General features: G+C 67.1%; 12 protein-coding genes. 3 read left to right on the top strand and 9 right to left on the bottom strand.

Going from position 1 to position 12,626, the window contains the following annotated elements; translation table 11 throughout:
• Positions 1 to 60: 60 nt before the first annotated feature.
• Positions 61 to 474 (bottom strand): LysM peptidoglycan-binding domain-containing protein, encoded by a 414-nt coding sequence (locus tag ACJJV6_RS15355; protein ID WP_407709359.1) that lies wholly within the window; start codon positions 472 to 474, stop codon positions 61 to 63.
• A 441-nt stretch (positions 475 to 915) separates the two neighbouring features.
• On the opposite strand from ACJJV6_RS15355, the gene lexA reads away from it, so the two are divergent.
• Positions 916 to 1,650, top strand: a complete 735-nt coding sequence (gene lexA / locus ACJJV6_RS15350; protein WP_407709358.1) for a transcriptional repressor LexA — start codon at positions 916 to 918, stop codon at positions 1,648 to 1,650.
• 72 nt (positions 1,651 to 1,722) lie between these two features.
• Here the strand turns inward: lexA and ACJJV6_RS15345 are convergent, their stop codons facing one another.
• Positions 1,723 to 3,780: an ATP-dependent DNA helicase gene (locus ACJJV6_RS15345; RefSeq protein WP_407709357.1), complete on the bottom strand. Its 2,058-nt coding sequence runs from the start codon at positions 3,778 to 3,780 to the stop codon at positions 1,723 to 1,725.
• The gene (gene hflX, locus ACJJV6_RS15340) at positions 3,773 to 5,353 is read right to left on the bottom strand and encodes a GTPase HflX (RefSeq protein ID WP_133349874.1); all 1,581 of its coding nucleotides are present in this window, start codon (positions 5,351 to 5,353) and stop codon (positions 3,773 to 3,775) included. The genes ACJJV6_RS15345 and hflX overlap by 8 nt, the downstream gene beginning before the upstream one ends.
• Positions 5,354 to 5,802: 449 nt before the next feature.
• On the opposite strand from hflX, the gene ACJJV6_RS15335 reads away from it, so the two are divergent.
• Positions 5,803 to 6,417 (top strand): class I SAM-dependent methyltransferase, encoded by a 615-nt coding sequence (locus ACJJV6_RS15335; RefSeq protein ID WP_407709356.1) that lies wholly within the window; start codon positions 5,803 to 5,805, stop codon positions 6,415 to 6,417.
• On the opposite strand, the gene dapF is transcribed toward ACJJV6_RS15335, so the two are convergent.
• The 6 genes from dapF to ACJJV6_RS15305 all read right to left on the bottom strand — a co-directional run bounded on the left by dapF (position 6,398) and on the right by ACJJV6_RS15305 (position 12,039).
• Positions 6,398 to 7,342 carry a diaminopimelate epimerase gene (dapF, locus tag ACJJV6_RS15330; RefSeq protein WP_009358649.1) on the bottom strand — a complete coding sequence of 315 codons (945 nt, stop codon included), beginning with the start codon at positions 7,340 to 7,342 and terminating at the stop codon, positions 6,398 to 6,400. The genes ACJJV6_RS15335 and dapF overlap by 20 nt on opposite strands.
• A gap of 74 nt (positions 7,343 to 7,416) precedes the next feature.
• Entirely contained in the window at positions 7,417 to 8,313 is an 897-nt protein-coding gene (gene miaA / locus ACJJV6_RS15325; RefSeq protein WP_407709355.1) for a tRNA (adenosine(37)-N6)-dimethylallyltransferase MiaA, read from the bottom strand.
• 3 nt (positions 8,314 to 8,316) lie between these two features.
• Positions 8,317 to 9,876: a tRNA (N6-isopentenyl adenosine(37)-C2)-methylthiotransferase MiaB gene (gene miaB, locus ACJJV6_RS15320; RefSeq protein ID WP_235046928.1), complete on the bottom strand. Its 1,560-nt coding sequence runs from the start codon at positions 9,874 to 9,876 to the stop codon at positions 8,317 to 8,319.
• A gap of 41 nt (positions 9,877 to 9,917) precedes the next feature.
• Positions 9,918 to 10,403: a regulatory protein RecX gene (locus ACJJV6_RS15315; protein ID WP_009358652.1), complete on the bottom strand. Its 486-nt coding sequence runs from the start codon at positions 10,401 to 10,403 to the stop codon at positions 9,918 to 9,920.
• 144 nt (positions 10,404 to 10,547) lie between these two features.
• Complete coding sequence (gene recA / locus ACJJV6_RS15310) at positions 10,548 to 11,603, bottom strand: recombinase RecA (RefSeq protein ID WP_133349882.1); 1,056 nt, start codon at positions 11,601 to 11,603, stop codon at positions 10,548 to 10,550.
• Between the two features lie 211 nt (positions 11,604 to 11,814).
• Positions 11,815 to 12,039 (bottom strand): DUF3046 domain-containing protein, encoded by a 225-nt coding sequence (locus tag ACJJV6_RS15305; protein WP_407709354.1) that lies wholly within the window; start codon positions 12,037 to 12,039, stop codon positions 11,815 to 11,817.
• Positions 12,040 to 12,080: 41 nt separating this feature from the next.
• Here ACJJV6_RS15305 and ACJJV6_RS15300 point away from each other — a divergent pair, with 41 nt between their 5' ends.
• Entirely contained in the window at positions 12,081 to 12,611 is a 531-nt protein-coding gene (locus ACJJV6_RS15300) for a MarR family winged helix-turn-helix transcriptional regulator (protein WP_407709353.1), read from the top strand.
• Positions 12,612 to 12,626: the final 15 nt, after the last annotated feature.

Raw genomic sequence — 12,626 nt, 5'->3', positions numbered from 1 at the left:
GCGCTGGGCGTGCGGCCAGCGGCAACCCACGCCTGGGCGCACACTGGCGCGGCCGCTGCCTCAGCTGGTGGGGACGTACAACTGCTGGCCGGGCAGGACCGCCCCTGCTGGGAGGTTGTTCAGCTGGACGATGTCAGCAACCACATCGCGGGCGTCACGGCCAGGGGCGACAGTTCCGGCGATGGACCACAACGACTGTCCGGACTGGACTGTCACGGTCACCGTGGGGGTCACCGTGAGGTCTTCAGCAGTATCGGAGGCCTTGGCCGGCGAGTTGAAGAACCCTGCCAGGGACAGCAGCAGGGCCGCCAGCAGCACGAGCGGGATACCGATCAGGACGATCTTTCCCCGCCGGGTCAGCCGAAGGGGAGGCAGGGGCGCCGGGCCGTCCGGGGTTCCAGGCCGGGCGTGCTGCAAAGCCTGCCGGGCAGGGACCCGCGGAGCGTTGGCCTGCGAAGCGGATATAGCTGACATGTCTGAGCCCTCCTGGACCATACTGTGCTGCCTGGGAACAACCGTGCTGTGTTGCCTGTACTGCCTGTGCTGCCTGTGCTGTGTTGCCTGTAGTGCCTGTGCCGTGGTGCCGGTACTGCCTGTACTGCCTGTACTGCGTTGCCATGCGGGTACAGCCTGCCCGGCACCACTGACATTCCGGCTTCCGCATTCGAACGGCTTTCGAACACTGGCAACTTGACTAGAACACATATTCGAACTTTGCCTCTCCAGTTTTAGCACCTATTAACGAATAATGTCGAGACTCGCTAGAACAAATGTTTGAAAAAGCCATGTGGCTGGCCTAGCTTTGAAACAGGAAACAACCACCCTTGAAGTTGATCAGCAGGGTCTGACAAAAGGGCAAGTCACCCAGTCCGGAGCGTTGGAAAGCCCGGTGGCAACCGAAAGGCATTGGCGAATATGGCAGCAGCAGCCACCGGGGGCAGGGCAGCCTCGCAGCCGAAAAGGGCCGCAAAGGGGCTCACGCCGCGGCAGAAGAAAATCCTGGAAACCATCCAGCGCTCGGTCAACGAGAACGGCTACCCGCCCTCGATGCGCGAAATTGGCGACACCGTGGGCCTGGCCAGCCTGTCCAGCGTCACCCACCAGCTCTCCCAGCTGGAGAAGCTGGGCTATCTCCGCCGGGATCCGAAGCGGCCCCGGGCCATGGAGGTGCTCACGCCCCTCACGCTTGATGGCGGACCGGCAAAGGCTGCCGGTCCTTCGGCTTCACTGCCCCCGGACGCGGGTGCCAGAGTGACGGAGCTTCCCACCGCCGTGGACACCGCCATGGTTCCCCTGGTGGGCCGGATTGCCGCCGGCGGGCCCATCCTGGCCGACCAGCTGGTGGAGGATGTCATGCCGCTCCCCCGCCAACTGGTGGGACAGGGTGAGCTGTTCATGCTGCGGGTGGCGGGCGATTCCATGGTGGACGCCGCCATCTGCGACGGTGACTGGGTGGTGGTGCGGCGCCAGGCGGATGCCGCCAATGGCGATATTGTCGCAGCCCTCCTGGACGACGAGGCCACGGTGAAGACGTTCCGCCAGCGTGACGGCCACACCTGGCTGCTCCCGCAGAACACCCAGTACGAACCGATTCTGGGCGACCATGCCACCATCATGGGCAAAGTGGTCTCGGTCCTGCGCTCCCTCTAGGGAGAGCGGAACCAACAACTCCAGGGTTCGAAAAAGACGGCACCTTCCCGGGTCACGGGAGGGTGCCGTCTTTCAGTGGGCCTCCGAGGCCAGTCGTTCAAGGGCTGATATCGCTGTCTTCCGGTCCGTCGTGGCCCAGAACGGGGGCAGTGCCGCCCGCAGGAACCCGGCGTAGCGTTCGGTTGCCAGGCGCGAATCCAGCACGGCCACCACTCCCCTGTCGCCGGTGGACCGGATCAGCCGGCCTGCCCCCTGGGCCAACCGGATGGCGGCATGGGTGGCGGACACCGACATGAACCCGTTGCCGCCTGCCTGCGCCACCGCCCGGGACCGCGCCGTCATCAGGGGATCATCAGGCCGCGGGAACGGGATGCGGTCGATGACCACCAGCCGGCACGATCCGCCCGGGACGTCTACTCCCTGCCACAGGGACATGGTGCCGAACAGGCAGGTGTCCGGTTCGTCGGCAAACTGCTTGACCAGGGCCGTCATGGTGGAATCGCCCTGGCAAAGGACTGTCACGCCGAGCTTGGGACGCAGCGCCTCAGCCGCTTCCTCGGCGGCACGCCGCGAGGAGAACAGGCAGAGCGCCCCGCCGCCGGATGCCCGGATGAGCGCCTCCAGCTCGGCCAGCGACTCGGGCGATGCGCCCCGGCCCGGCTTGGGCAGGTGGCCGGCAACGTACAGGATGCCCTGCTTCGGGTAGTCGAAGGGCGAGCCCACGTCCACGCCGGTCCAGGAGGGGGCGCCCTCACCTACCAGCCCAAGGCCGCCTGCGGCGGGCTCGAAGGCCGATCCGATGGCCAGGGTGGCGGATGTCAGGATCACGGTGTGATCGGCAAAGAGGCCCTCCCGCAGCCGGCCTGCCACGGACAGCGGCGCAATGTTGACCAGTACGGGCGCGGACTCGTCAGGCTGCGAGTACCCCTGGCCGGGATCGAAGGAGCTGGCGCGGGAAAACCACACCACCTCCCGATTGTCCCGGGCCGCGATCAGCCGTTCGCACAATTCCAGGATCAGCATCAGGCGGGACCGCGCAAGCTGCCTCCCGCCGTCGGGCGTTGTGTTGCTGTCGCCCTTGGAATCGGACAGCGCCGCGCGGCACGCCTCACGCAACTGGTCGATGCAGTCCAGCTGTTCGTCGTTCAGGCCGTTGGGCAGCAACCCGTTCGGCGCGCCCGCCAAGGCCAGTTCGAGGTTGGCGGCGGCGGCGTTGAGGGCGTCCACGGTGATGGCCGTGTGCTTGCGCGCGCTGGAGGCAGCGGCATGTACCATGGCCACGGAGAGCTGGCCGGTGACGGCTCCCGTAACCCGGTCCTGCAGCTCGTGGGCCTCGTCCACCACCACAACGTCATACTCGGGCAGGACGGCCAGCCCTTCGAAGGCGCTGACGGCCAGCATGGCATGGTTGGTGACCACGACGTCGGCCTCCGCCGCGTCCTGGCGTGCCAGCTCACTGAAGCATTCGGTGGCCATGGGGCACTTCTGTGAACCCAGGCATTCCATCGAGGTCACCGAGACCTGCCGCCAGGCGCGGTCGGTCACACCGGGAAGGAGTTCGTCGCGGTCGCCGGTGGCGGTCTTCTCTGCCCACTCACGCAGCCGCACCACCTCCTTGCCAAGCTGCGACGATGGCCCGCCGACCGTGGCGGCGAAGTGGGGAACGCTGGTGTCCTCCCCCAGCGAAAACAGCTGCCCCTCGGCGGGCTCCTCAGACGGGAATCCGCCTTCGAGCTTGTGCCGGCAGACGTAGTTGGAACGGCCCTTGACCAGCGCCACCTTCACCGGCCGGTCCAGGGCAGGAGTGATGGCCTTGAGGAGGCGGGGCAGGTCCCTGCCCACGATCTGCGTCTGCAGCGCCAGCGTGGCGGTGGAAACCAGGGCAGGCTTGTTGCTTTCGAGGGCGTGGGCGATCAGCGGCACCAGGTAGGCGAGGGACTTGCCGGTTCCGGTTCCGGCCTGGACCAGCAGGTGGTTGCCCGTTTCGATGGCGCGCGCCACCTGCCTGGCCATTTCGTGCTGCCCGGTGCGGCTCTGCCCGCCCATCGCGGCGACGGCCCGGTCGAGCAGCTCGATGACGAACTGCCCGCCGGCCGCGTCCGTGGCTTCGCCGGCCACGAGGTCAGTCATTCGCGGCGAAGGGTTCCAGTTCGGCCGCGAGGCCTTCCCGCACCATCACGACGGCCCGGGTCCCTGCCTCGACGTGGTCAAGGCTGATGATTTCGGCGTCGGAGTCGTGCAGCTTGCTGATCAGGTCGCCGCGGTTGTACGGGATAAGCAGTTCCATCTTGACGCTGGGCCGCGGAATGGATTCGCTGATCACCCTGAGCAGCTCTGCAATCCCCTGACCGGTACGCGCCGAGACCACCACGTGCCGCGGCTCGCGCTGCTTGAGCCGTTCCACCACGAAGGGGTCCGCGGCATCGGCCTTGTTCAGCACGATGATCTCCGGGATCTTGCGCGCGTCCACCTCGCTGAAGACCTTGCGGACGGCAGCGATCTGGCCTTCGGGATCCGGGTGCGAGGCGTCCACCACGTGCAGGATCAGGTCGGCATCAGCCACTTCCTCCAGCGTGGAGCGGAAGGCCTCCACCAGCTGGGTGGGCAGGGACCGGACAAAACCGACCGTATCGGCCAGGGTGTACCCCAGCCCGTCCGCCGTTTCGGCCTTGCGCACCGTGGGATCCAGCGTGGCGAACAGGGCGTTTTCGACCAGCACGCCCGCATCCGTCAGGCGGTTCAGCAGGGAGGACTTCCCGGCGTTGGTGTACCCGGCGATAGCCACGGAGGGAACGGCATTACGACGGCGGTTGGCGCGCTTGGTTTCGCGGGCCGGCTTCATCGCGGCGATTTCGCGCCGCAGCTTGGCCATGCGGGTACGGATGCGCCGGCGGTCCAGTTCGATCTTCGTCTCACCGGGTCCGCGGGAGCCCATGCCGGCGGCCGCGCCGCCCACCTGGCCACCGGCCTGGCGGGACATCGACTCGCCCCAGCCGCGGAGGCGGGGAAGAAGGTATTCGAGCTGCGCGAGCTCAACCTGCGCCTTGCCTTCCCGGCTCTTGGCGTGCTGGGCGAAGATGTCCAGGATCAGGGCAGTGCGGTCGATGACCTTGACCTTGACGATGTCTTCAAGCCCGCGCCGCTGGGACGGGGCAAGTTCGGCGTCGACAATCACGGTATCCGCGCCGGTGGACATCACGATGTCCTTGAGTTCCTGGGCCTTTCCGGAGCCCAGGAAGGTGCCGGGGTCCGGCTTGTCCCGGCGCTGCACCAGACCGTCGAGCACCTCTGATCCGGCGGTTTCGGCAAGTGCCGCGAGCTCGCGGAGCGAGTTTTCGGCGTCGGCAAGGGTTCCCTCGGACCACAGCCCGGCCAGGACCACGCGCTCCAGGCGCAGCTGGCGGTACTCGACCTCGGTGACGTCTTCCAGTTCGGTGGAAAGGCCCGCGGTGCGCCGCAGGGCGCGGCGTTCCTCGAGGTCCTGCTGGTCGCCGTCGTACGTGGTGTGCTCTTCGTCAAGGCGGGAGATAGCCTGGGCCGTGCCGAGCACGGGCTTGCCGTTGCCGCGTTCTTCTCCGCGGGGCGTGCTGAGATTCCTGGCCGGTACGTCCTTGGAGAGAATCCGGTCGATCACAGCCTGGATTTCCGCAGGGCTCATGTCCTGGGCGGCTGGTTCGGATCCGGTGTTGGGCTGGCTGGTCATGGTCTCCTTTGAAGTTTCGGCAGTTCCAGAATAGTGCCGATTGCTGGTCTGTGGGGAAGTATTCGCGCTGGGCTGACGGCCTGCGGTCATGCAGTTCTCCTGGGATGTTGGGCGCGGGCGGGCCCGAAGGCGGGCGCGGGCGCAAATGCCGCGTCACGGGAAGCGGCGGAACGGGAACGTGCCGGAGAATCGGCGAAAAGACCAGCGGGATGCTGACTTTCGAGTATTGTCCGGCTGCCGGAACAGACAGGATGGGTCTGGTCCGGTGCACAGGCGGAAGGTGTTGGATACCTGCGTCGCCGTGGGACTGGCCGCCACTGGAAGACGGCTGCGGGACGGGCGTTGCCCGTGCCGGCTACTCGAAGATCAGGAACATGCCCTCCACCCTAGCAGAGGCCGCGGGTCCGCAGTTTCCCTTTACGCTGCAAGGGGAACTACTCTGGCCAGTTATGGAGTCAGCACACTATTTCAGCGCATCCCCCGCCGGCCCCTTCACCAGAAAGCCCCTCACAGTAGAACTTGCCGGCGAAACACGCAGGCTGCAGACTTCCAGCGGCATCTTCAGCCCTGACGGCATCGACAAGGGGACGGCGGTCCTCCTGGCTGAGGTTCCGGCGCCCGCGCCCACCGGCAATCTGCTGGACATCGGCTGCGGCTGGGGACCCATCGCGCTCACCATGGCGCTGCGCGCCCCGCACGCCCAGGTGTACGCCGTGGACGTGAACGAGCGCTGCATCACGCTGACCAATGAAAATGCTGCCGCCCTGGGGCTGGCCAACGTTGCGGCCAGCACACCCGAGGCGGTGGACCCGGGCCTGAGGTTCGACACGATCTGGTCGAATCCGCCCATCAGGATCGGCAAGGACGAGCTTCACTCGCTGCTGAAACTGTGGCTGCCCCGGCTCGCGCCCGGCGGAGCGGCGTGGCTGGTGGTTCAGAAGAACCTGGGCTCGGATTCCCTGCAGCGCTGGCTGGCCGGGGAGCTGGACGACTCCTTCAGCGTGACCCGCGAGTCCACGTCCAAGTCCTTCCGCATCCTGAAGGTCAGGAAAGCGTCCCGGTAGCCACGATGACGGCCGGACCGCTCAGTTCCACGTGCTCGTGGCCGGCCGGTCCGGCGAAGAATTTCACGCCCACCACTCCGCCGGGAACGTGGACCCGCCAGCTGTCCGGAGCTTCTGCACCGGCCCAGTGGCGGATGGCGACGGCGGCCGCGCAGGCTCCCGTCCCGCAGGACTGGGTCTCGCCGACGCCCCGCTCGTGGACGCGCATGGTGACTGAACCCACGCCGTCGTGGACGAGCGGTTCAGCCGGGACGACGAACTCCACGTTGGTGCCGTTGGCGGGAACGGGTTCCACCGTGGGTGCCGTGAAGAGCCGGGTCCCGGCCAGTTCGGAGAGTTCAGCGAGGGCCACGACGGTGTGCGGGTTGCCCATGCTGACGGACAGCGCGGGCCGCGGGACCTCCAGACCGTCCGCGGTGACCAGCGAATCCATGGCTTTGGCCGTGGCTTCGCCGGGGAAGATGAATTCCCAGGGACCCATGTCCACCGCATACTCATCGCCCGTCCGGACCACGGTCTTGGCCCCGCCGCGGGTACCGATGATCAGCGCACCGCCGTCGGGAAGATCGATCAGGCCTTCGGCCCGGAGGAAATGCACGAAGACGCGGACACCGTTGCCGCACATCTCGGACAGGGAGCCATCCGCGTTCCGGTAGTCCATGAACCATTCAGCCTCGGGGACCGTGGCCAGCAGGTCGCGGCCTTCGGGGAGCAGGCGGGAAGGAACCGCACGGATCAGGCCGTCTCCCCCGATGCCGCGGTGCCGGTCGCAAAGGCCTGCCACCTGCTCTGCGGTGATGGTGTGCTCACCCCCGGGATCGGCCACCAGGACAAAATCGTTGCCCGTGCCGTGCCCCTTCGAAAAGCGCAGCCCGCCCAGCGTGCGGAAGGCGGGGCCGGTGGTCTCTGCGAGGGTTGCGTCCATGCGTCCAAGGTTACCGGCCGGGTGCGGCAGGCCCGAAACCGGCTGCTCCGTACTGACGCACGGGCCGGAACCCGTCATCGGCAGAGGTCCACGGCGCGGTCCACCAGTTGCGGATCCTGCCAGTCCAGCCAGCTGATCCGGGGGTCCGCCCGGAACCAGGTGAGCTGGCGGCGGGCGAACTGGCGGGTGGCCACGATGGTGCTTTCCGCCGCCTCCGCAACAGTGGATTCACCGTCGAGAACCTGCAGGAACTGGGAGTAGCCGAGGGCGCGGGACGCTGTCTTGCCGCGGCGCAGGCCCTGCCCATCAAGGCGCGCGACTTCGGCCAGCAGCCCCTTGTCCACCATGGCGTGCACCCGTTGGGCCAGCCGTTCCCGGAGGACGTCCCGGTCCACGGCGAGGCCTACCTGCACGGCGGGCTGTACGTACTCGCGCCGGGGCATGAAGGAACTGAAGGGGCGGCCGGTGAGCTGGTGGACTTCCAGTGCCCGGATGATGCGCCGGTCATCGGAGAGCCGGGCTGCCGAGGCGGGGTCCACGGCCTGCAGCCTGGCCAGCATGGCCGCGGTGCCCGAGGCGGCAAGGTCCGCTTCGAGCTGCTGCCTCAGCTGGGGGTCGGTGCCCGGGAAGTCGAGGACGTCCAGCGCGGCGCGCACGTAGAGCCCCGAGCCGCCGGCAAGGATGGCCCGTTTCCCGCGGGCGTGGATTTCGTCGATGAGCTGCCGGGCCTGCTGCTGGAAGTCGGAGACGCTGGCTTCCTGCGTGACGTCCAGGATGTCCAGGAGATGGTGCGGTACTCCCCGGCGCTCCGGCATGGTGATTTTTGCCGTTCCGATGTCCATGCCGCGGTAGAACTGCATGGCGTCAGCGTTGATGACCTCGCCGTCCAGCTCCAGGGCAAGGTTGACGGCGAGGTCAGACTTGCCGGAACCGGTGGGACCGACGACGGCGATGACTGGCGGGGTGCCCACCTGTCAGGGAGTGCGCAGGGGCAGTGAGGGCATGCCCAGGGAAACGCCCTTGCGGCCGGCGCCTGCACCGGGTGCCGGGGCGCCGCAGGAGTCTGCCTGCGACCTGTCCCAGGCGTCACCCGCCCGTGAGCGCCGCAGGCTGTAATCCCCCGGTGTGGGGTCGGCCACCAGGTGGAAGGCGGCGGCCTCGGTGATGGTGACCGTGACGAGGTCTCCCGGGCGCGGTGCGGGCGCACCCTCCGGAACTGAGAAATGCACCAGGCGCTGGTCCTGGGACCGGCCGGACAGCCGGTGGGTTTCCTCCGCCTTGCGGCCGGACTGGGCGGTGACCATGACTTCCACCCGGCGGCCCAGCTGCTTGCGGTTCTCCTCGGCGGCGATCCGGTCCTGAAGTGCGGTGAGCCGTTCGAACCGCTCCTGCACAACGGCCTTCGGCAGCTGGTCGGGCAGGTCGGCGGCCGGTGTCCCCGGGCGTTTGGAGTACTGGAAGGTGAAGGCCGTGGCGAACCTTGATTGCTCTACGACGTCCAGGGTGGCCTGGAAGTCCTCCTCAGTCTCTCCGGGGAATCCGACGATGATGTCGGTCGAGATGGCCGCATGCGGGATCTTCTCCCGGACCTTGTCCAGGATGCCCAGGAACTTCGTGGACCGGTACGAGCGCTTCATGGCCCGGAGGATGCTGTCCGAGCCGGACTGCAGCGGCATGTGCAGCTGCGGCATGACGTTCGGTGTTTCCGCCATCGCGTCGATCACGTCGTCGGTGAAGGCTGCGGGGTGCGGGCTGGTGAAGCGGACGCGTTCCAGGCCCTCGATGTCGCCGCAGGCGCGCAGGAGCTTGGAGAATGCCTGCCGGTCGCCGAACTCCACGCCGTAGGAATTGACGTTCTGGCCCAGCAGTGTCACCTCGATGGCACCGTCGTCCACAAGGGCCTGGATCTCCGCGAGGATGTCCCCCGGGCGCCGGTCTTTTTCCTTGCCGCGTAGGGCCGGGACGATGCAGAAGGTGCACGTGTTGTTGCAGCCCACGGAGATGGAGACCCACCCGGAGTAGACCGAGTCGCGCTTGGTGGGCAGGGTGGACGGGAAGACGTCCAGGGATTCCAGGATCTCCAGCTGCGCCTCGTTGTTGTGCCGGGCGCGGTCCAGCAGCGCGGGCAGGGCGCCGACGTTGTGGGTGCCGAAGACGGCGTCCACCCAGGGCGCCTTCTTCAGGATGGTTTCCCGGTCCTTCTGGGCCAGGCATCCCCCCACGGCGATCTGCATGCCGGGATTCGCCGCCTTGACCGGCGCGAGGATCCCGAGGTTGCCGTAGAGCTTGTTGTCGGCATTCTCCCGGACCGCACAGGTATTGAAAACCACCACGTCCGCCTGCTCGCCGTCAGCAGCAACGTAGCCCGCATCCTCGAGCATGCCGGCCATGCGTTCGGAGTCGTGCACGTTCATCTGGCAGCCAAAAGTGCGCACCTGGTAGGTGCGTGGCCTGGGCGCGGCCTCGTGCGGCAGGGACCCGGCCTCTTCGGAGGGCTGGGCACCGGAAAAGGAGGAAGGAATGGTCAAACTCACCTGTTAAGGGTACCGGCTGTTACAAGTAGGGATTTGTGGGCCTAGTCGGGGTCCGGGGCTCCGCGGGCTTCGAGGACCTCGTTGACGATCCGGAATGCCTGGGAGGGCTGGTAGCCCTTGCGGGCAAGCATGGACGCCAGGCGCCGGACCGCCTTGTCGCGTTCCGCGCGGTCCGCAAGGTCCGTTCCCGGCCGGATCTTCCGCTCCACCAGGGAGCGTGCGGCGGCCTCCTCGTCAGCGTCCGACAGCTGCTCCAGGGCGGCGGTGGCCGTGTCCTGGTCGATGCCCTTCTCGGCGAGCTCGCGGCGGAGTGCGCCTTTGGCCAGCTTCCGGGACTGGGACCGGCTGCGGACCCACATGTCGGCGAATTCGGCGTCGTCGATCAGCCGGACTTCCTGGAACCGGTCCAGGACTGCCTCTGCGACGTCTTCGGGGATGTTCCGTTCGGCCAGTTTCCGCGCCAGTTGGAGCCTGCTCTTGGCCGAGGCCGTCAGCTGGCGGTAGACGATGGCCTGTGCGACGGACACGGGATCGGGTTCGGGATCGCCAAAATTCGGGGCGTTCGGGTCGCCGGGCCCGCCCTGCTCCCCTGCTGAAGGGGGTGCCTGGCGGGCCCGCCGTGTGCGGCCACCGCTGCTGCGGGGCCGCTCCTGGTCAGATCCAGCCAACTGCTAGAACCCGTCGACTGCCTTCAGCTTCGGGGAGTCCTTGGACTCCTCCTCCGCCGGCTTCACGCCAACGCCGAGCTTTTCCTTGATGAGCCGCTCGAGCTCGGCTGCCAGCTCCGGGTTGTCCCGGAGGAACCGGCGGGAGTTCTCCATACCCTGGCCGAGCTGGTCGCCGTCGTAGGTGAACCAGGAGCCGGACTTCTTGATGATGCCGTGCTCCACGCCCATGTCGATGATGCCGCCCTCGCGGGAGATGCCCTGGCCGTAGATGATGTCGAACTCGGCAACCTTGAAGGGCGGGGCCATCTTGTTCTTGACGATCTTGGCCTTGGTCCGGTTGCCCACCGAATCGGCGCCTTCCTTGAGGGTCTGGATCCGGCGGACGTCGATGCGGACGGACGCATAGAACTTCAGGGCCTTACCACCGGTGGTGGTTTCCGGCGAACCGAAGAAGACACCAATCTTTTCGCGCAGCTGGTTGATGAAGATTGCGGTGGTCTTGGTCTGGCTCAACCGGCCGGTGATCTTACGCAGGGCCTGGCTCATGAGCCGGGCCTGCAGGCCGACGTGGCTGTCGCCCATGTCGCCTTCAATTTCAGCGCGCGGCACCAGGGCGGCCACGGAGTCGATGACGATGACGTCCAGCGAGCCGGATCCGACCAGCATGTCCATGATCTCCAGGGCCTGCTCACCGGTGTCCGGCTGGGAGACCAGGAGGGCATCGGTGTCCACGCCGAGCTTGGCGGCGTAGTCGGGGTCGAGTGCGTGCTCGGCGTCGATGAAGGCTGCGATGCCGCCGGCGCGCTGGGCGTTGGCCACGGCGTGCAGCGCCACGGTGGTCTTACCCGAGGATTCCGGCCCGTAAATCTCGATCACGCGGCCGCGCGGCAGGCCACCGATTCCCAGTGCTACGTCCAGGGCGATGGAGCCGGTGGGGATCACTTCAATGGGCGCACGGACTTCATCGCCCAGGCGCATGACCGAGCCCTTGCCGAACTGCTTGTCAATCTGGGCAAGCGCTGCTTCCAGCGCTTTTGCACGATCCGGGGCTGCCGCCATGGTTGACACCTCTAATGCTTTCTCGATGGTGGCCTTCGCGGCCGTTTATTGGTCATCTCTGACGCTAAGGGGACCCACTGACATTCCGGCCGGGTAATGGCGGCTATGTGGATAACCCGTTACGAAAAAGCATAGCTTTATCCGAACAGGTATTCGAACAGCTGGGCGGCGTGTCAGGGGAAAATACCGGCAGTTACCGGGGCCGGGACAGTCAGTCCCGCAGCGGCTTGATGTCGCGGCCCAACCGTCGTTCGGCGGGAACGTCCTGGACGTCGCAGACGGCCAGCCATACCTTGCGCGGTTCGATGCCGGCGGCGAGTGCCTGGTCCGCGGTCCTGCCGCCGACGCCCGCCAGGACCAGGGTGCTGCTCAGCACGCGGGAGTATCCCACGCCGAACTCGTCGTCCATGAGCCGCCAGTAGTCACTGAGTCGCATCAGAAAATTCTCTCACGCCTGCGGACCCTAGAATTGTTGCCATGAGCAACTCCCCCGACGCCCTGCCGGACCACGGCGCCGACGCCACCACAGATGCCGCGCTGAAGAAGGTTGAACACCAGCTCACGCTCTTTTGGCGGCGGGGCCGGGCCATCACCAACCAGTTGTCCCGGCAGGTGCACCCGGACATGGAGCCGGCCGCCTACGGCCTGCTGGCCGTGATCCGCCGGGAGGGGCCTATCCGCCTGACTGACCTGGCCATGAGTATCGGAGTGGGAAAGCCGTCGGTGAGCCGGCAGATCGCGTTCCTGGAGAGCATCGGCCTGGTGTGCAAGGAGGCCGATCCGCTTGACGGGCGCGCCCAGTCAATCCGGCTGACGCCGAAGGGCGAGGAAAAGATGCACCAGGTGCAGGATGCCCGGCGGCAGGTCTTCCGCGAGCGGCTCGGCGAGTGGCCGGTCCGGGACCTGGAGGAACTGGCCCGGTACATGGCCAAGCTGAACGCATCGTACGAGCGGGACGGATTCCCCAAGGACTCTCCCGGCGCGGCGGCAGCAGGCCGGGAAGACTGACCGCTGTGAGTAATC

The organism is Arthrobacter nitrophenolicus (genome assembly GCF_045833485.1).
Lineage (GTDB): Bacteria > Actinomycetota > Actinomycetes > Actinomycetales > Micrococcaceae > Arthrobacter > Arthrobacter nitrophenolicus.
This window is presented reverse-complemented; position numbering and strand designations above follow the sequence as displayed.